This is a genomic window from Sphingomonas guangdongensis (assembly GCF_900199185.1).
Classification (GTDB): domain Bacteria; phylum Pseudomonadota; class Alphaproteobacteria; order Sphingomonadales; family Sphingomonadaceae; genus Sphingomonas; species Sphingomonas guangdongensis.
This window is the reverse complement of record NZ_OBMI01000001.1, coordinates 1,446,218-1,465,339: the sequence shown is the minus strand read 5'-3', so window position 1 is coordinate 1,465,339 and position 19,122 is coordinate 1,446,218. Positions and strand designations below refer to the sequence as shown.

Here is a 19,122-nt window from a genome sequence, read left to right as displayed (position 1 = left end):
AGATCGTCTATCCACCAAGCCCAGGTCAGCCCTGACAGCAGGTAGCCGCTCGCGAAGATGAGGTAGCGGCGTGGCTCCATGCTCGGAAGAAGGAAGAGAGCGCTCGCCAGCAACGCGAAGAGCACCGCCGACCAGAAAAAAGAGCGAGCCACAGGCGCGGCGTGACCAGGACCACACGGCACAGAGCCCGGCAAGCTCCATAGCCAGAGCGGCGTAAGCAGAGTAAGTGAAAAGCACCGCTGACAGCCCTTTGCTGGCGACGTAGCCGGCGCCCGGAGAGTGGCGCTGGCGAGGTGCAGAAATCGTGTTGTTGGTTCTTCCCTGACTCTCTGCAGAACAGATCGATACGGAGATCCCGCGGAACTGCGTCAGTTTCGGCAGTTTCTCCAGTCTGGTCAGAGACTCGCAGACTGAATGGCGGAGACGGAGGGATTCGAACCCTCGATACAGTTTCCCGTATGACGCTTTAGCAAAGCGTTGGTTTCAGCCACTCACCCACGTCTCCGGATGCGGCGGAAGCGGGGCTATAGCGGCGGGTGGGGGCGTGATCAACCGGCCGTTGTGGCGAAGGTCGGCTCGGTTCGGCGAGCGCCTGATTCCGCCCGCCGCGGCGTTCATTGCGGGTCAAGGCGCGTTTCTCCTATGGTGAACCAAACGGGTGTGGGGGCGTCGATGAAGGGTTCAACATGGAGCATCGGGGCACTCGCAGCCGCGGTGCTGGTCGCGGCACCGGTCACCGCGCAGGTCCGCACGGTCGATCCGAACAGCGCGATTGACGCCGATCTGTCGCCGCAGGGCACGCCCGCGCCGCGCGCGACTCCACTGCCGCCGGCCTATCAGGACGTGCCCGCCGATGCCTACACGCCGCCGAGCGCCGCCTCGTCTGCCGAGCTGCCGCCACCGGCAGCCTCGGTGGCCACGCAGGCGGCCGAGACGTACAAGCGCGACGACGTGCTCGCCGCCGCCGAGAACACCTTCGGCAAGGGTGCGGAAGGGTTGGCCGGGCTGGTCGAGCGGCTGCTGCGCGAGCAGGGCGAGCCCAACGCCTATATCGCCGGTCGCGAGGCGGGCGGCGCGCTGGTGGTCGGCGTGCGCTACGGATCGGGCGTGATGACGCACAAGGTCGAGGGGCAGCGCAAGGTGTTCTGGACCGGGCCGTCGCTCGGCTTCGATGTCGGCGGCGACGCCAACAAGGTGTTCGTGCTGGTCTACAACCTGTACGACAGCCAGGAGATCTACCGCCGCTTCCCCGCAATCGAGGGCCGCGTGTTCTTCGTCGGCGGGTTCGCCGCGACCTATCTGCGCCGCGGCAACACGGTGCTGATCCCGATCCGGCTCGGCGTCGGCTGGCGACTGGGCGCCAACGTCGGCTACATGAACATTACGGAAAAGTCTCGCTGGCTGCCGTTCTGAGCGGCTACGACGGCCGGAGCAGCGCGTCGCCACCCGACGGGTCGGCGGCGCCCTCCCCCTTCGGCATGCGGCGGAACAGCGCGCGGTCCTCGTCCCCGAACGCCCAGCGCCACAGCACAAAGGCGTAGGTCAGCAGGATCGCGGGCTCGCCGAACAGCAGTTCCGCCCACTCCAGCCGCCGCGGCAGCAGCGTGAAGGCGAAGCCGACCAGCCCGGCCGAGAGCGCCGCCCAGACGAGCGGCCAGCGCAAGGGGTTGACGTGCGCGCCGAGCAGCCGCGACAGGAAGGTCGACTTGACGACCGACCCGATCGCGAGCGCCAGCATCAGCGCGACCGCGACCCCCGCCGCCTGGTAGTTCACCGGCCAGCCGAGCCCCCGCATCGCGAACACCAGGGCAAAACTCAAGCCGATCTGCGTCGCCAGCACGCCGCAGGAGATCAGCAGGTTGCGGTGCCGCGCGATGTAGACCAGCGCGGATTCGCTGACCGCGCCCGGCGATGCCAGCACCTCCGCCACCAGCAGGAAGGCGAGCGCCGCGGTGCCGGCCACGAACTGCGGTCCGACCACGCCCATCACCGCCTCGCCCGGAATCGATCCCATCAGCGCGAGGCCGAGCTGCGCCGCGACGATCCAGAAACCGACCTGGCGGACCTGTCCGGCGATCGCGGCGCGGTCATCGTCCTTGAGGCTCTGGGTGATGACGGGACCGAGCACGGGATCGAAGCTGGTCTTCAGCTTCTGCGGGAGCGACGCGACCTGCTGCGCCATGTAGTAGATGCCGACGATCGCGGGCGTGAACAGCAGGCCGAGGATGAAGCGGTCGACGTTGCGGGTCGCCCATTCGAGCGCGTCGGCGCCCGCCAAGGGCGCGTTGCGGCGAGCAAGCGCAAACAACGGGCGGATCTCTGGCCGCCAGCCCTGCGGCAGGCCGTAGCTGCGGATGAAGGGGATGAGCGACGCGGTCAGCGCCGCGAGCATTGAAAGGACGTAGGCGAGGATCAGACCGTCGCGCGCCGACACGTAGAACAGCGCCCAGGCCGCGACGCTGATCGTCCACGGCTCCACCACCGCGCGAGCCGTCACCGTCGCCTTGACGTTGAGGCGATAGGCAAGCGCGGCCAGGCTGACGTCCGACCAGGCGATCGCGAAGACGATCGTCGGCAGCAGCCACTCCATCCCGTTCACGGCCGAGTTGGGGAACATCGCCTGCGGAAAGGCGAACAACAGCGCGCTCGCGAGCAGCGAAGCGACGAAGGCGACCGCCATCGCGTCCCACACGACATGGACGTGCGGCCGCTCGGTGGTGGTCAGCGCCTGCGCCAGCCCGCGTTTGAGCCCCAGCGTCGCGACCAGCGCGGCGAACTCGACCACGACCACCGCTAGCGCGAAGCGGCCGACGATCTCCGGCCCGTAGAGCCGGCCGGCGATGAACAGGAACGGCAGCCGCGCGGCCAGGCGCAGCAGGAAGCCGAAGATGTTGGTTCGCCCGCCCTTCGCGAGCGCCGCCATGTCGTCTGGCGGCGCGGCAGCTTCGCTCAATGCGCCGCGCCCCAGCTCTTGCCGGTGCCGATGCCAACGCCGAGCGGCACGGTGAGGGTCACCGCCGGCTCGGCGGCGGTCGCCATGACGTGGCGGATCACCTCCCTCGCAGCGGCAACGTCGCCCTCCGGCAGTTCGAAGACGAGTTCGTCGTGGACCTGCATCAGCATGCGGACGTGGCCGAGGTCCGCGGCGGCCAGCGCCGGGCCCATACGCGCCATCGCCCGCTTGATGATGTCTGCGCAAGTGCCCTGGATCGGCGCGTTGATCGCGGCGCGCTCCGATCCGCCGCGCTCGTTCGGGTTGGGGGATTTCAGCCGCGGAAAGTGCGTCTTCCGCCCGAACAGCGTCTGGGTATAGCCACGCTCCTTCGCCTCGCGCAGCGTGTCGGCGATGTAGCGGTTGATGCCGGGGAACCGGTCGAAGTAGCGGTCGATCATCGCCTGCGCCTCGTCCGGCGTGACGTCGAGGCGCCCGGCAAGCCCCCAGCGCGAGATGCCGTAGAGGATCGCAAAGTTGATGGTCTTGGCGCGCGATCGCGTGTCGCGGTTGACCTCCCCGAACAGCTCGGTTGCGGTCAGGTTGTGGATGTCGTCGCCGCGCTCGAACGCGTCGCGCAGCTGCGGCACGTCGGCAATGTGCGCGGCGAGGCGCAGCTCGATTTGGGAGTAGTCGGCGGCGAGGATGACGTTGCCCGGCTCGGCCACGAAGGCGTCGCGGATCTGGCGGCCAACCTCGGTGCGCACCGGAATGTTCTGGAGGTTGGGATCGGTCGAGGACAACCGTCCGGTCTGCGCTCCGGTCAGCGAGTAGCTGGTGTGGACGCGCCCGGTCGCCGGATTGATCTGTGCCTGCAGCGCGTCGGTGTAGGTGTTCTTGAGCTTGGTCAGCTGACGCCAGTCGAGCACCTTCGCGGCGATCTCGCGGCCGGGCGACTCCTTGTCGGCGGCGATCCGCTCCAGCTCGGTCACGTCGGTCGAGTAGACGCCCGACTTGCCCTTGCGCCCGCCCTTGATCCCCATCCGCTCGAACAGCACGTCGCCCAGCTGCTTGGGGCTGCCGATCGTGAACGGACCGCCGGCGAGACCATGGATCTCCGTCTCCAGCGCGGCGATCTGGTGCGCGAAGTCGGTGGAGAGCGCGGCGAGCGCATCGGCGTCGACCTTCACCCCCGCCTGCTCCATGCCCGCGATCACCGCCGGGAGCGGGCGATCGACCGTCTCGTACACGCGGGTGCCGCCCTCGAACGCCAGGCGCGGCTTGAACCGGCGCCACAGGCGAAGCGTCACGTCGGCATCCTCGGCGGCGTAGCGGGTCGCGGTCTTCAGATCGACCTCGTGGAAGCCGAGCTGCTTCTTCCCCGTTCCCACCACGTCCTTGTAGGCGATGCAGCTGTGCGACAGGTGGGTCGCGGCGAGTTCGTCCATGCCATGGCCGTGCAGGCCGGCGTCGAGATCGAAGCTCATCACGATCGTGTCGTCATACGGCGCGACCATGATCCCGGCGCGGGCGAGGACGATTAGGTCGTACTTGAGATTGTGGCCGATCTTGAGGACCGACGAATCCTCCAGCAGCTCCTTGAGGTTAGCGAGCGCCGCCTCCTGATCGAGCTGTACCGGCTTCTCGGCGAACATGTCGCTGCCGCCGTGCGCGAGGGGCACGTAGCAGGCGCGGTTGGGCGCAGTACACAGGCTGACGCCCACAAGCGTCGCGCGGGTCGCGTCGAGCCCGGTCGTCTCGGTGTCGACCGCGACGTAGCCGGTGCTCCGCGCCTCCGCGATCCAGCGGTCGAGCGTTTCCAAGTCAACAACCGTCTCGTACCCGTCGTGCTCGCATGGCGGATCGGGGTCGGGCTCCGGCATGCCGGGCACGTCGGGCGTGTCGACTGGCGCGTCGGCGACCTGGCCGAGCTTCGCCAGCAGCGACTTGAAACCGTGGTGCTCCAGGAACGCGCGCAGGGGGGCGTCGGGGATGCCGGCGAGCGTCATGTCCTCGAGCGGGCATGGCAGCGGCACGTCGCAGGCGAGCTCCACCAGCTTGCGGCTGATCCGCGCACTCTCGGCGTGCTCGATCAAATTGTCGCGGAGCTTGCCCTTCTTCATCTCGGGCGCGGCGGCGAGCACCGCCTCCACGTCGCCGTGCTCGCTGATCAGCTTGGATGCGGTCTTCGGGCCGACACCGGGGACGCCCGGCACATTGTCGACGCTGTCGCCCATTAGCGCCAGCACCTCGCCGACCTGCTTGGGGCCGACGCCGAACTTCTCCTGCACGGCCGCCTCGCCGATGCGGCGATTGTTCATGGTGTCGAGCATGTCGAGGCTGCCGTCCTCGACCAGCTGCATCAGGTCCTTGTCGGAGGAGACGATCGTGACCTGCCAGCCCTGCGCCAGCGCCGCCTTGGCATAGCTCGCGATCAGGTCGTCCGCCTCGAACCCGGGTTCGTCGATGCACGGCAGCGAGAAGGCGCGAGTTGCGTCGCGAATCATCGGGAACTGCGGCTTGAGGTCCTCCGGCGGCGGCGGGCGATGCGCCTTGTACTGGTCGTACATTTCGTTGCGGAACGAGACGGAGGAGTTGTCGAGGACCACCGCCATGTGGGTCGGCCCGTCCGCCTTGTCGAGCTCGTCGACCAGCTTCCACAACATGGTCGTGTAGCCATACACCGCGCCCACCGGCTCGCCGTGCCGGTTCGTCAGCGGCGGCAGCCGGTGATAGGCGCGGAAGATATAGCCGGAGCCGTCGACGAGGTAGAGGTGAGGCATCGTGCCCGCGCGATAGCAGGCGGCGGGGCGGAGCTAAAGCGGAGCGCGTGGCGCAGCAGTCACACCCGTGCCGCAATCGACATTGTCAGCACGCTTTGCAAAGCGCGCTACCCGTCGACCCTCAACGTCCCCCGTGGTTCGCGACGATCGCCGCCACCACAGCCTGCATCAGCAGCTGGCGTTCCTGGATCGGGCGGCGGGTGTCGCCGATCATGACGGCGAGCGCGTAGGTGCGGCCGTCGGGCGCGGTCAGCAGGCCGACGTCGTTGTAGCCCGCGGTTCGCCCGCGCAGGTCCTGGCCGGTCCCGGTCTTGTGCCCGAAGGTCCAGCCCGGCGGGACTGCGCCGCGCAGCCGGTACTTCCCGGTCTTCGACGACTCCATGGTCCGGATAAGGTAGTCGGTCGAGGTCGATGACAGCACGTCGCCGCGCTTCAGCCGGGCGAGCGCGGCGGCGATTGCCGCGGGCGCCGCGCCGTCGACCGGATCGGCGACGTAGCGCTGGTAGGCGGCCTGACGCACGTCGGCGGGCAGCCGGGCGCGCGCCGCCTCGAACGCGCGGCCCATCGCCATGTCCTGCCGCCAGGTCAGCCCGGCGGTGCCCGCCTGGAGCAGCCGCTCGCCCGGGCCGAAGCGGATGTTGCCGAGCCCCTTGCGCGTGATGAAGGAGCGCACTGCGGTCGGCCCGCCGACGGTGCGCAGCAGGCTGTCGTTGGCGGTGTTGTCGCTCTGCGTCATGGCGCGCTGGAGCAGCTCACGGACGGTCGCGGTATAGCCGTCCGCCTTCACCAGCGAGGCGATCGGCTGGTGGAACAGCGTCAGGTCCTCGCGCCGGATCCTGACGGGCGTGTCGAGCCCGAGGCGGCCGCGATCGACCGCGTCCAGCACCGTCATCGCGACCCACAGTTTGGACACGCTCTGCTGTGGCATGCGGCGGTCGGCATCGACGCTCTCGATTGCCCAGCCCTCGTCCACGCTCCTGACCGCGATACCGGCGAGCCCGTCGAACTGGTTGCGTAGCGCGCCAATCGTTTCCTTGAGTACGCGCGGCGCGAGCATCCGCGGCGGCGCCTCCGGGACCGGCATGAGCGACTGGTAGCTCGGCGGCGCAAGCAGCGCGACGCTGGTTGCGACCTCGTGCACGCCCGCGCCCATCAGCACGACCGGCGCGACGCCCGCGAGCGTCAGCGCACGCTCCAGCACGGAGAAACCTGCCCAGAAAGTCACGATACGCCTGCCTGCCATGCCCCTACACTACTTGTGCCGCCGACGCCCGCCAGCGGACAAGCGGCGGTAGCGCTCGTTGCGATGAGCCGAGTCGCTTTAGCGCCGAACAGGTGAACGGTTAAGGAACAAGCACGGTGTCGGCCGGCGCGTCTGCCGTATGTGGATAATCCAGATTATAGTGCAATCCCCGGCTCTCGTGCCGGTGCAGGGCGGAGCGCACGATCAGGTCGGCGGCCTGGAGGAGGTTGCGCAGCTCGATCAGGTCCGGCGTCACGCGGAAGTGCCCGTAATAGTCGGCGACCTCCTCGTTCAGCAGCTTGATGCGGTGCGCGGCCCGCTCCAGCCGCTTGGTGGTGCGCACGATGCCGACGTAGTTCCACATGAAGCGCCGGATCTCCGTCCAGTTCTGCTTGATGATCACCTCCTCGTCGGAGTCCGTGACGCGGCTCTCGTCCCAAGGACGTACGGGCGGCGGCGATGGCAGCGCGTCGAACCCGGCGGCGATCGCCCGCGCCGCGGCCTCGCCGAAGACGAAGCATTCGAGCAGCGAGTTGGAAGCGAGCCGGTTGGCGCCGTGCAGCCCCGACTGGGTGCACTCGCCTGCCGCGTAGAGCCCGGGCAGGTCGGTGCGCCCGTCGCGGTCGACCACGATGCCGCCGCAGGTATAGTGCTGCGCCGGCACGACCGGGATCGGCTGGGTCGTCATGTCGATGCCGAGACCGATCAGCTTGTCGTAGATGTTTGGGAAATGGCCGCGCACGAAATCGGCGGGCATGTGGCTGATGTCGAGGTGGACATAGTCGAGGCCGTAGCGCTTGATCTCCGCGTCGATCGCGCGGGCGACGACGTCACGGGGTGCGAGCTCCATCCGCTCCTGGTCGTAGTAGGTCATGAAGCGCTTGCCGGTTGTCGGGTTGATCAGGCGCCCGCCCTCGCCCCGCACCGCTTCGGTGATCAGGAAGTTCTTGACCTCCAGGTTCCACAGGCAGGTCGGGTGGAACTGCATGAACTCCATGTTGGAGACGCGCGCCCCCGCCCGCCATGCCATGGCGATCCCGTCGCCGGTCGCGCCGCGCGGCGCGGTGGAGAACTGATAGGTTCGCCCCGCGCCCCCGGTCGCCAGGATCGTCGCCCGCGCGGTGTAGGTCTCGACCAGGCCGGTCGCCTTGTTGAAGGCGTAGACGCCCCAGACGTTGCCCGCGCCCGAGTAGCGCGCCTCGTGCCGGCTGGTGGCGAGGTCGATCGCCACCATGTCGGGCACCATCGTTATGTTGGGGTGCGCCCTGGCCGCCTTCAGCAGCGCCTCCTGCACCGCCCAGCCGGTCGCGTCGGCGACATGGACGATGCGGCGGTGCGAGTGTCCGCCCTCGCGGGTCAGGTGCAGCGCGTCACCTTCGGTCGCGAACGGCACGCCCAGCGCCTGCAGCCGCGCGATGGCGGCGGGCGCGCGCTCGACCACGAACTCGACAACACCGCGATCGTTCAGGCCGGTGCCCGCGATCATGGTATCCTCGACATGGTTGTCGAAGGTGTCGCCCGGCTCCAGCACCGCCGCGATGCCGCCCTGTGCCCAGGCGGTCGAGCCCTCGTCGAAGCCGCCCTTCGCGAGCACGGTCACGCGGCACCGGTCGGCCAGATTGAGCGCGGCGGTGAGCCCCGCGGCACCCGACCCGATGATCAGGACGTCGGCGGTCTGCGGGTCTGACGTCGCCATCAACCGGCGCTATTCGTCATGCTGAGGAAGACGTCCTCCAGGTCTGGTTCCTTGGTCGAGACGTCGACGATGCCGTAGCCGTCGCGGGTCACGGCCGCGAGCACCTCGCCCGCGTTCGCCACGTCCTTGCGGTAGGTGATGGAGAGCACCCGCCCTCTCGCCTCGACCCGCTCGAAGCAGCTGGCCGACGGCGTGTCGGTCAGCTCGCGATCGACGGTCACGTCGACTACCTTCTCCTGCGCGCGGCCGACCAGCTCGGTGGTCGGCTCATTGGCGACCAGCCGCCCGCCGTTGATGATGGCGATCCGGTCGCAGAGCTCCTCCGCCTCCTCGAGATAGTGCGTCGTCAGCACCACCGTGGTGCCCGCGGCATTGAGTTCGCGGACATAGGCCCACAGCTGCTGGCGGAGCTGGATGTCGACGCCGGCGGTCGGCTCGTCGAGCACCAGGACCGGGGGGCGGTGGACCAACGCCTTGGCAACCATCAGCCGCCGCTTCATGCCGCCGGACAGCGTGCGAGCATAGGCGTTGGCCTTGTCCTCCAGATGCACCGCGCGCAGCAGCTCCAGGCTGCGGCGCTCCGACTTGGGCACGCCGTACAGCCCGGCCTGGATCTCCAGTGTCTCGACCGGCGTGAAAAACGGATCGAACAAAATCTCCTGATTGACGATGCCGATCGACGCCTTGGCATTGCGCGGGTGCGCGTCGATGTCGAAGCCCCAGATGCTCGCCGTTCCGCTCGTCTTGTTGACCAGCCCGGCCAGGATGTTGATCAGCGTCGACTTGCCCGCGCCGTTCGGCCCAAGCAGCCCAAAGATTGTTCCCTGCGGTACGTCGAAGCTCACCCCGTCGAGCGCGCGCTTGCCGCCCGCGTACGTCTTGCACAGGTCGCGGATGCTGATCGCGGCGTAGGTCATGGACGGTGCGATACGGCCGGTCGCCGCAAAGTCCAAGAGCAGGCGGTAACCAGGTCGCAACGGGTGCATCGGTAGGACGACGGCATGACCGTGCAGCTGCCGATCATAGCCGCCGACATCGGTCGCGCCCGCTGGGCACGGGCGAAGGCGGCGGCACATGCCTGGCGTGGAGAGATGATCGATGTGTTCGCGCAGGGCGAGCGCGCGGTGACGGACACGCTTGTGCTGATCGGACCCGCGCTGACACCGCCGCTGTCGTCGGCGCTCTTGTACGGCCAGCGACTTCAGTTGCTGTCCGCAGCCGTGGCGGCGGGTGGCTCGCATGCCGAGGTCGGTCAGCACGCCCGACATGCCCTGCAACGCTTCGCCGCGCTGACGGAACTGCGCCACGCCCTGTGTCACGGCGCAGCGACCCTGGCACTCGACGAAGCAAGTGCATGGATCCTCATCCTCGATCTGCTGGCGCTCCGGTCGGGTGGCGGTGCGAAAACGATGCACGTCGTCCGCGAGGCGGAAGCTGCCACGACGCTTGAGCGGGTGGCATCGGATGGTCGGATGCTGGCCGGGCAGCTGCGCCGCCTGCGCGAACTGGTCGCGGCGACAGGGTGACCCCGATCAAGCGTTTGCACCGGCATGGTCGCCTTGCTAGTCAGCCGGTCATGATCGCGCCGCCCGAAGTCACCCGCGTGTCCCACTCCCGCGTCGCGTGCGACGGGGCGCACGACGGCTTGCCGGCCGCACTCGGTCACCCGCGGGTGTGGCTGGAGATCGACGATCACGGCTATGTCGACTGCGGCTATTGCGATCGGCGCTTCGTGCTGATCGGTGGGGCTGCGGACGGCGCCGACCAGTCGTCCCTGCCGGACATCAGCGAGGGCGCGAGCCACTGAGCACCGTGCGCGCGCGCAGGCGGTAGCGCGACAGCCTTTGCCCTCCGCCGCCGCCCACCCTATCTTGGCGGGCATGACGCTTCAGCCCGACCCCCGCCAGTTCCTCTACCGCTCCGGGCTTGATCCCGATCAGGCGCAGGCGCTCACCATGCGCGCGCTCGCGAAGGCGGACGACGGTGAGCTCTACCTCCAGTACCGCAAGTCGGAGGCGTTCGGCTTGGACGACGGGCGGCTGAAGACCGCGAGCTACGACACGCACGCCGGCTTCGGCCTTCGTGCCGTGTCGGGCGAGACCACCGCCTTCGCCCACGCCAACGAGCTGTCGGCCGCCGCGATCGAGCGGGCGACCGCGACCATGGCGCTGATCGATCCGGCGACGGGCGTGCGCGCCGCGCCGCCGACCGGCACCAACCGCCACCTCTACACCGACGCCGATCCGCTCGACCTGGTTCCCTTCGCCGACAAGGTGAACCTGTGCCAGACGATCGACGCCGCCGCGCGCGCCCGCGACCCGCGCGTCGCGCAGGTCTCCGTCGCGCTGATGGGATCGTGGAGCGTGGTGGAGATCGTCCGCGCCGACGGCTTCGTCGCCACCGACGTGCGCCCGCTCGTCCGGCTCAATGTCACGATCGTCGTGGAAGCGAACGGCCGTCGCGAAACCGGTACCTTCGGCACCGGCGGGCGAACCACCTATGACCGGCTGCTCTCCCCTGAGACCTGGAACCGCGCGATCGACGAGGCGCTGGCCCAGGCGCTGGTCAACCTCGAGTCGGTCGACGCGCCGGCTGGCGAGATGACGGTGCTGCTCGGCCCGGGCTGGCCGGGGGTGCTGCTCCACGAGGCGATCGGTCACGGGCTGGAGGGTGACTTCAACCGCAAGGGCACGTCCGCCTTCTCCGGCCGCATCGGCGAGCGGGTGGCGGCGCCGGGCGTCACCGTCGTCGACGACGGGTCGATCCACGACCGCCGCGGGTCGCTGTCGATCGATGACGAGGGGACGCCGACGCAGGAGAACGTCCTGATCGAGGATGGCATCCTCAAGGGTTACATCCAGGACCGCCTCAACGCCCGGCTGATGGGTGTCGCGCCGACCGGCAACGGGCGCCGCGAGAGCTTCGCGCACGCGCCGATGCCGCGCATGACCAACACCTTCATGCGGGGCGGCAGCGACGATCCCGCCGAACTGCTGTCGCGCGTCAAGAAGGGCATCTTCGCCAAGTCGTTCGGCGGCGGTCAGGTCGACATCGTCTCGGGCAAGTTCGTGTTCGGCTGCACGGAGGCCTATCTGGTCGAGAACGGCCGGCTGGGCGCGCCGATCAAGGGCGCTACGCTGATCGGCGACGGGCCCTCCGTGCTGACCAAGGTCACCGGAATCGGCAACGACATGGCGCTCGACGAGGGCATCGGCATGTGCGGCAAGGGCGGACAGAGCGTGCCCGCGGGCGTCGGCCAGCCGACGCTGCTGGTTGCCGGCCTGACCGTCGGCGGCACCGCGGTCTAGGCTCGGTGGCGCTCGTCGAGGTCGGGCGGTTCGACCGAAACCTCGCCAACATCATCGTCGGGCGACTCGAGAGCGACGGCATTCCCGCGCTCGCCTTCGACGGTGGCGCCAGCATCGCCGACGGGAGCTGGCTGCTTATCCCGGTTCGCGTCATGGTGGATGAAGCGGACGAGGCGAAGGCGCGGGCGGTGATCGGCACCGCTGCCTGATTTTGCGGCAGCTGCTCGCAACTGCACAAAAAGTTACCGTTTCGTGAACCTCGGGGCGTGCGTGGGCGCATGATCCTCTAACGCCTCGCAACTGGCACGCCGCTTGCTCAGCTCTCTCGCGGGACTGCGAAGGGGGCGCGAGTGAAGCTGATCATCGCCATCATCAAGCCATTCAAGCTCGACGAGGTGCGCGAGGCGCTGACTGAGCTCGGCGTCGCGGGCATGACCGTGACCGAGGTCAAGGGCTTCGGTCGCCAGAAGGGCCAGACCGAGATCTACCGGGGGGCCGAGTACAGCACCAACATGGTGCCCAAGATCAAGATCGAGGTGGTCTGCGCATCCGATCTGGCGCCGCGGGTGGTGGAGGCGGTGCAGGCCTCCGCCAACACCGGCGCGATCGGCGACGGCAAGATCTTCGTGCTCGACGTCGGCCAGGCGGTGCGGATCCGCACCGGCGAGACCGACCAGACCGCGCTGTGAGAGGGGGACAGATGAAGCAGCTTTGCAAGTTTATCGCGGGCGCGGGCGCGGCGGCGCTGCTTTCGCACCCTGCGCTCGCGGCGGCACCGGCCGCGCCGTTCACGCCGACCGCGGAGATGGTGAACAAGGGCGATGTCGCCTGGATGCTGATCTCGTCGGCGCTGGTGCTGATGATGTCGGTGCCCGCGCTCGCGCTGTTCTACGGCGGGCTGGTCCGCACCAAGAACATGCTGTCGGTGCTGATGCAGGTGCTGACCATCGTCTGCGTCGCGGCGCTGGTCTGGTTCTGCTGGGGCTACTCGATGGCCTTCACCTCGACCGGCACGCCGTTCCCGAAGCTGTTCGGCGGGCTCGACAAGGCGTTCCTGGCCGGCGTGTCACCGACCACCTTCGCCGCGACCTTCTCCAACTCGGTGTACCTGCCGGAATACGTCTTCGTCATTTTCCAGACGACCTTTGCCTGCATCACCCCGGCGCTGATCGTCGGCGCGTTCGCGGAACGGGTGAAGTTCACGCCGCTGATCATCTTCACCGTGCTGTGGCTGACGCTCGCCTATTTCCCGATCGCGCACATGGTCTGGTACTGGGCAGGCCCGGACTTCCTTGCAGCAACCATCGTCAAGGATGCGGCCGGCAACATCGTGTCGCAGGACGCTGGCCTGCTGTGGGGCTGGGGCGCACTCGATTTCGCCGGCGGCACGGTGGTCCACATCAACGCAGGCATTGCCGGGCTGATCGGCTGCCTCGTGATCGGCCCGCGCAAGGGCTTCCTGCATGAGCCGATGCCCCCGCACAGCCTGACCATGACAATGATCGGCGCGTCGCTGCTGTGGATCGGCTGGTTCGGGTTCAACGCCGGCTCGGGGCTGGAGGCGAACGCCTTCGGAGCCCTCGCCTTCATCAACACGTTTACCGCCACCGCCGCGGCGGGCGCTACCTGGGCGATCATCGAGCAGGTCGTTCACAAGAAGCCATCGCTGCTCGGCGCCGCCTCGGGCGTCGTTGCCGGACTGGTCGCGATCACCCCGGCGGCAGGCTTCGCCCACCCGGGCACCGCGATCCTGCTCGGCGCGGTCGCGAGCCTGGTCTGCTTCGTCTTCGTGACGCGGGTGAAGACCGCGCTCAAGTACGACGACTCGCTCGACGTGTTCGGCATTCACTGCGTCGGCGGCATCATCGGCGCGATCGGAACCGGCATCGTCGCCGACCCGGCGCTCGGCGGACAGGGCTGGATCGACTACACCGCGCCGGTCGCGAAGGCGGGCGTCTACGATCTCGGCGGACAGGTCGTGACCCAGATCTGGGCGGTCGGCACCACCGTGCTGTGGACCGGCATCGTCTCCGCCGTGCTGTTCCTCGGCCTCAAGTACACGATCGGCCTGCGCCCCTCGCTCGAGGTCGAGACGGAAGGTCTCGACATTAACGAACACGGCGAGCGCGCCTACAATTATTGAGAGTTCCTCCTGCGGAAACCTGGGCCGGTGCGGCAACGCACCGGCCCATTTTTTTGTCGGCTGCGCTGAGCTTCTGAAACTGCTATGATGTGGACGCTCAAGTAGGAGATCGGCGATGATCCTTTGCTTCGCGCTTGCCGCTCTGATCGGCGCCCCCGCCCCACGCCCGCAGCAGTCGACCGCGCCCATGGCGGAGTCGCGCGCGGCCGATGAAACTGCGATCAAACGCCTCGGCTCCGCCTGGCAGGCAGCCTGGAACGCCCGTGACGCCGCCGGACTGGCGGCGATCATGGATCCGCAGATCGTCTTCGTATCGGTCCTCGGTCCCGACACGCCGGGCTTCGGCCGCGGCGGCCGCGAGGCGTTCCGCGCCGCCCACGCCGCGGTCCTGGCGAGCCCGATGTTCGCCGAGAGCCGCTGGGTGACCCGCGACGTGACGGTCGTCCGCTGGCTCACGCCCGACGTCGCGGTCGCGCACGTGGTTTGGGAAACGACCGGCGACCGCGTCCGCCATCTCGCACCCGGTACGCCGCGACGCCGGCTGTTCACCTGGGTGGTTCAGCGTCAGGCTGGCGAGTGGCGGGTCACCGCGTCGCAGAACACCGAGGCTCCGCCGCCGCTACCCGGTCGTTGATCCCGCCGAACAACCGACTTCACGCACCCGCCGCAAGCGCATCCTCGGCAAGCGCATCGATCAGCCAGCGGGGCCGCAGCGCATCGCCGAGTGCCTCGACCCGCCGGTGCGTCACCATCAGGCCGAGCTCGGGGTAACGAACCCGCGCCCGGTCGTCCTCGCCGATCCGGGCGACCACCAACCGCCGGTTTACCTTCATCCGGTGGTGCATCCGCGCGGTATTCTCCTGCCCGACGTAGCAGCCCTTGGTGAAACTCACCCCGCCGAGCTCGCGCGCATTGCATTCGAGCCACAGCGTCTGGTCCTGCCCCAGCTCCGCCACACCCTCCGCCACGCCGTAGCGCAACCGGGTCTCCAGCCAGCCGGTCGCGGGCGCCCCCGTCGCATCCCCCAGCCACCGGTAACCAAGGTCGGCGAGCCGCGGATCGGCGACGCCCCACCCGGGCTCGGGCGACCAGTGGACCCGCAGCTCCGTCGGCTCGATCGTGATCGCGCGGCGCAGGCGATAGAGCGAGAGCCGCCGCGCCAGCGCCTCCGCCTGCGCGGCCTCGCAGTCGATCAGCAGGCTACCGTCTCCGCCGTCCCACAGGATGAAGTCGAACAGCGCCTTGCCCTGTGGGGTGAGCAGCCCGGACCAGCGCGGCGCATCGGGTGCGATCGCCGAGTCCTGCGTCACCAGCCCCATCAGGAAGCCGCGGGGGTCGTCGCCGGCGACGCGCAGCACCGCGCGGTCGGCGAGCAGGGTGGCGCTGCTGGTGTCGGACATGCGCTTTGAGGTAGGGAGCGGCCATGGCAAGCGGAAGGGCAGAGATGGGCTACGACCTCAGGCTGAGCGGCGGCACGGTGCACCTGCCGAGCGGGCCCGTGCAGACCGACGTCGCAGTGTCCGGCGGGCGGATCGTCGCGATCGGATCGGTCGGTGACGCGGGCGAGACCATCGACTGCACCGGCCTCGACGTGCTCCCGGGCGTCATCGACACCCAGGTCCACTTTCGCGAGCCCGGCCTCGTCCACAAGGAGGATCTGGAGAGCGGCAGCCGCGCCGCGGTGCTGGGCGGCGTCACCGCCGTGTTCGAAATGCCGAACACCAAGCCCAACACCGACAGTGCGGAGGCGATCGCCGACAAGCTCGCGCGCGCAAAGGACCGGATGTGGTGCGACCACGCCTTCTACGTCGGCGCGACGGCGGCAAACGCCGAACAGCTCGGCGAGCTGGAGCGGCTGCCCGGGACCGCCGGCGTCAAAATCTTCATGGGTGCCTCGACCGGCGACCTGCTGGTGGCGGAGGACGCGGAGCTCGCCCGCGTGCTGGCGCATGGCAGTCGCCGGGTCGCGATCCACGCCGAGGACGAGGGGCGGATGGGGGAGCGCGCGCACCTGCGCGTGGCGGGTGACCCCTCCAGCCACCCGGTGTGGCGCGATGACGAGAGCGCGTTGCTCGCGACGACCCGCATCCTGCGGCTCGCGCGGGCGGCGCGGCGGCGGATCCACGTGCTCCATGTGACCACGCCGGCCGAGCTGGAGCTGCTCGGCCGCAACCGCGACATCGCGACCGCCGAGACGACGCCGCAGCACCTGACGCTCGCGGGCGAGGAGGCTTATCCCCGGCTCGGCAGCCACGCCCAGATGAACCCGCCGATCCGGTCGGGCGCGCACCGTGACGGGCTGTGGCACTGGCTGCGCCAGGGCGTCGTCGACGTGATCGGATCGGACCACGCGCCCCACACGCTGGAGGAGAAGGCGAAACCCTATCCCGACAGCCCGAGCGGCATGCCCGGCGTGCAGACGCTACTGCCGCTGCTGCTCGATCACGTCGCCGAGGGGCGGCTGACGATGCAGCGGCTGATCGACCTCACCAGCGCCGGGGCGCAGCGCATCTTCGGGCTGGTCGGCAAGGGCCGGATCGCGATCGGCTACGACGCCGACTTCACGGTCGTCGACCGGAATGCACGTTGGACGATTGAGGACAGCTGGCTCGCGTCGCGGGCCGGATGGTCGCCCTTCACCGGCATGATCCTGACGGGCCGGCCGGTCGGCACGGTGATCCGCGGCACGCGCGTGATGTGGGACGGCGAGCTGGCCGCCCAGGCAATCGGCGCCCCGATCCGCTTCGAGGCGACCGACTTCCCGGGCCATTGAGGACGGGCTCGCGCTATGGTGCGTCGCCACGCTGTCCTGCCGGACCCGCTCTGTCGATAGCTGCCGTTTACAGTGGCTTGACGCAAGGTCGGCGGCGCTATTCGGCGTTGTTTTCTCACTTGATGATCAGGGTTCGTCGGCATCGTGCCGCGCCACGCGCGTTGGCGACGAGCTGCTCGCCGTTTTTCTGCATCCGATGTGCTGACGTGGTTTGCGCAACGCTTTAGCTTTCAGGCACCAGATCGACACAGGCCCGAGCATCGCTCGCACGCCACATGAGCAATCGTCGCGTCTGAGTGCGCCGTTCGATTTGCCCAGCTTCAGCAACAGAGATGCTCAAGCTCCAGGGCTCGGCGCGATCATGGCGATTCCCGCCTGCAGGATTGCACACCTCCGCGAGAACTCTGGAAATGGCACGGTCGTGATGTCGTGCGGACTTGGTGACCCTGTCGCCTGAGTAGCGCCAGTGCCTCCGGGCCTATGGCACTACCGTAGCGCGCCTGCCTCGTCCGAATGCCGGATGCGCGGTAAGCCTGCGCAGCAGCGCTGATGTACCGTCACGGAGCGGGGCGACGATGACGGATCCGCTGCCAGCGACAGCGATGCCGGAAGGCGATCAGAAGCATTCGATCGGTCTAAACACCGAAGTTCAGGGGATACTCGCGTGCGAGCAGCACGGTCGGCAATGATGATACCAGAAGCTGCGAAGGCAAGAAGGCCACTTCTGGCACTTGCCGGCAGGGCCGATCATGAAGACCTTCCGGCGGCGCGTCTTTGTCTTCCGCCGGGAACTCGCCCCCATGGCTGGAGAGCAACACGTCGGGTGCAATCGCCGCCAGTCGATCCACCGATCGCGTCAGCGAAACGGCAAGCCCAAGGCTGGACAGCCAGCGCACGCCGACCCGACGACGACTCGCCAACAGCGTCCACCGCTACCCCGAACGAAAAAGGGAGGCCGGATCGCTCCGACCTCCCCAATTCTGTACGTCCAGATTGGACGCGTTGGAATTACATCCCCGAGCCAGGCCCGTAGGTGATTTCCACGCGACGGTTCTGGAGCTCGCGGACGCCATCGGCGGTCTCGACGCGCGGACGGCCTTCGCCGAACGCCTCGCTCGTGATCACGCCGTCGCCGATGCCGCGCGACGTCAGGTAGCCACGGACCGCGTCGGCACGACGCTGCGACAGACCGACGTTGTAGCTCGCCGAGCCCGACCGGTCGGCGTGGCCGGCCAGCATGACCTGCGCGTTGCCGCACGACTGGTACGCCGACACGGCGTTGTCCAGGATGCCGGCGGCCTCCGGCGTGATGTCCGAGCGATCCCACTCGAAGAACACGATGTACGGCCCGGGCGTGCAGACGACCTGCGGCGGCGGGGGCGGAGGAGGCGGCGGGGGCGGCGGCGGCGGCGGCGGCGGGGGCGGCGGTGCGGCCTCCTCCGGTGCGCCGAAGTTGTAGATCAGGCCACCCAGCAGCGAGTGCGACCGGAAGCGTGCATCCGCAGTGCGGCCGGTCACGTCAACCAGGCGAACGTCGTCCGCGTTGAAGAAGCGATACTTCAGCGAGACGTCGACGTTGTCGCCGAGCGGCGCGCGGATGCCCGCGATCGCCTGCCAGGCGAAGACCGTGTCGGAGTCGTCTAGGAACGGACCGTTGCCGTTCAGGCGATAGTCCTCGGCCTTGACGCGGGCGACACCCGCACCACCGCCGACGAAGCCCTGCACGCCGTCGTCCTCGCCGAAGTCGAGCAGGCCGTTGATCATGAAGCTGAGCGCCGACGTCGCGCCGCGCGCGCTGTCGTAGTTGCCCGGCGCGGCTGCGCCGATGGCACCGGCCGAGTTCAGCAGCGGCGTGGTCACGGCAGAGCGGAAGCCCTCCAGATACGCCTTCTTGTACCCGACCTCGGCCTCGGCGCGAAACACGCCGAAGTCATAGCCGATGATGCCGTCGAAGTCGTAACCATAGTCGTGATCGGCAGTTGCCGCGGTCGCGGTGGTCACACCGGCGGGAGTGGTGATGTCGAAGTCGATGTCCTCGACGATCATCGCGCCACCTTCGACGCCCACGTACCACGAATCATCGCGGGCCAGGGCGGGAGTGGTGAGCGCGGTTGAGGCGAGCGCCAGTGCGACGGCAAGCTTCCGCATAAATTCCCCTTTCTTCGATTGTCACTACGGACAGCGCAAACTCACTAAACTCGGCTTGGTTTCGGCGCAAGCGCACAAAAACTGGGGACTGTTGCC

General features: G+C 68.6%; 17 protein-coding genes and 1 tRNA gene. 9 read left to right on the top strand and 9 right to left on the bottom strand.

The annotated features are described in order from the left end of the window. Nucleotides 1–415 precede the first annotated feature (415 nt). A tRNA-Ser gene (locus CRO12_RS07165) sits at nt 416–505 on the bottom strand. A 167-nt stretch (nt 506–672) separates the two neighbouring features. On the opposite strand from CRO12_RS07165, the gene CRO12_RS07160 reads away from it, so the two are divergent. Then, nucleotides 673–1,413, top strand: coding sequence for a DUF1134 domain-containing protein (locus CRO12_RS07160; RefSeq protein ID WP_179640906.1), 741 nt, complete (start codon nt 673–675; stop codon nt 1,411–1,413). Between the two features lie 4 nt (nt 1,414–1,417). Here the strand turns inward: CRO12_RS07160 and CRO12_RS07155 are convergent, their stop codons facing one another. From CRO12_RS07155 to CRO12_RS07135, 5 genes are all read right to left on the bottom strand, one after another. Next, nucleotides 1,418–2,923 (bottom strand): lipopolysaccharide biosynthesis protein, encoded by a 1,506-nt coding sequence (locus tag CRO12_RS07155; RefSeq protein WP_097063226.1) that lies wholly within the window; start codon nt 2,921–2,923, stop codon nt 1,418–1,420. A gap of 26 nt (nt 2,924–2,949) precedes the next feature. Beyond that, nucleotides 2,950–5,715 (bottom strand): DNA polymerase I, encoded by a 2,766-nt coding sequence (gene polA / locus CRO12_RS07150; RefSeq protein ID WP_097063225.1) that lies wholly within the window; start codon nt 5,713–5,715, stop codon nt 2,950–2,952. Between the two features lie 121 nt (nt 5,716–5,836). Continuing rightward, the gene (locus tag CRO12_RS07145; protein WP_245858240.1) at nt 5,837–6,958 is read right to left on the bottom strand and encodes a serine hydrolase; all 1,122 of its coding nucleotides are present in this window, start codon (nt 6,956–6,958) and stop codon (nt 5,837–5,839) included. Nucleotides 6,959–7,058: 100 nt separating this feature from the next. After that, nucleotides 7,059–8,654, bottom strand: coding sequence for an L-aspartate oxidase (nadB, locus tag CRO12_RS07140; protein WP_097063224.1), 1,596 nt, complete (start codon nt 8,652–8,654; stop codon nt 7,059–7,061). Next, the gene (locus CRO12_RS07135) at nt 8,654–9,571 is read right to left on the bottom strand and encodes an ABC transporter ATP-binding protein (RefSeq protein ID WP_097063405.1); all 918 of its coding nucleotides are present in this window, start codon (nt 9,569–9,571) and stop codon (nt 8,654–8,656) included. Before CRO12_RS07135 ends, nadB begins: the two co-directional genes overlap by 1 nt. 84 nt (nt 9,572–9,655) lie before the next feature. Here CRO12_RS07135 and CRO12_RS07130 point away from each other — a divergent pair, with 84 nt between their 5' ends. From CRO12_RS07130 to CRO12_RS07100, 7 genes are all read left to right on the top strand, one after another. Continuing rightward, nucleotides 9,656–10,180: a hypothetical protein gene (locus CRO12_RS07130; protein WP_097063223.1), complete on the top strand. Its 525-nt coding sequence runs from the start codon at nt 9,656–9,658 to the stop codon at nt 10,178–10,180. A 50-nt stretch (nt 10,181–10,230) separates the two neighbouring features. Then, nucleotides 10,231–10,461: a zinc-finger domain-containing protein gene (locus CRO12_RS07125; protein ID WP_097063222.1), complete on the top strand. Its 231-nt coding sequence runs from the start codon at nt 10,231–10,233 to the stop codon at nt 10,459–10,461. Between the two features lie 73 nt (nt 10,462–10,534). Then, entirely contained in the window at nt 10,535–11,962 is a 1,428-nt protein-coding gene (gene tldD / locus CRO12_RS07120) for a metalloprotease TldD (protein WP_097063221.1), read from the top strand. Nucleotides 11,963–11,967: 5 nt separating this feature from the next. Continuing rightward, nucleotides 11,968–12,171, top strand: a complete 204-nt coding sequence (locus CRO12_RS07115; RefSeq protein WP_097063220.1) for a putative signal transducing protein — start codon at nt 11,968–11,970, stop codon at nt 12,169–12,171. 141 nt (nt 12,172–12,312) lie between these two features. Beyond that, nucleotides 12,313–12,651 (top strand): P-II family nitrogen regulator, encoded by a 339-nt coding sequence (locus CRO12_RS07110; RefSeq protein WP_097063219.1) that lies wholly within the window; start codon nt 12,313–12,315, stop codon nt 12,649–12,651. Between the two features lie 11 nt (nt 12,652–12,662). Further along, the gene (locus CRO12_RS07105) at nt 12,663–14,105 is read left to right on the top strand and encodes an ammonium transporter (RefSeq protein WP_097063218.1); all 1,443 of its coding nucleotides are present in this window, start codon (nt 12,663–12,665) and stop codon (nt 14,103–14,105) included. 115 nt (nt 14,106–14,220) lie between these two features. After that, nucleotides 14,221–14,739 carry an SgcJ/EcaC family oxidoreductase gene (locus CRO12_RS07100; RefSeq protein ID WP_097063217.1) on the top strand — a complete coding sequence of 173 codons (519 nt, stop codon included), beginning with the start codon at nt 14,221–14,223 and terminating at the stop codon, nt 14,737–14,739. Between the two features lie 19 nt (nt 14,740–14,758). Here the strand turns inward: CRO12_RS07100 and ygfZ are convergent, their stop codons facing one another. Continuing rightward, complete coding sequence (ygfZ, locus tag CRO12_RS07095; protein WP_097063216.1) at nt 14,759–15,505, bottom strand: CAF17-like 4Fe-4S cluster assembly/insertion protein YgfZ; 747 nt, start codon at nt 15,503–15,505, stop codon at nt 14,759–14,761. Nucleotides 15,506–15,528: 23 nt separating this feature from the next. Between ygfZ and CRO12_RS07090 the strand changes: the two genes are divergently transcribed. Next, on the top strand, nt 15,529–16,878 hold the full coding sequence (locus CRO12_RS07090; RefSeq protein ID WP_425442992.1) for a dihydroorotase: 1,350 nt from the start codon (nt 15,529–15,531) through the stop codon (nt 16,876–16,878). Between the two features lie 635 nt (nt 16,879–17,513). Here CRO12_RS07090 and CRO12_RS17685 read toward each other — a convergent pair. Continuing rightward, nucleotides 17,514–17,774, bottom strand: coding sequence for a hypothetical protein (locus CRO12_RS17685; protein WP_144033548.1), 261 nt, complete (start codon nt 17,772–17,774; stop codon nt 17,514–17,516). A gap of 112 nt (nt 17,775–17,886) precedes the next feature. Further along, a complete protein-coding gene (locus tag CRO12_RS07085; protein ID WP_097063214.1) occupies nt 17,887–19,026 on the bottom strand; it encodes an OmpA family protein in 1,140 nt (379 codons plus the stop codon). Nucleotides 19,027–19,122 lie beyond the last annotated feature (96 nt).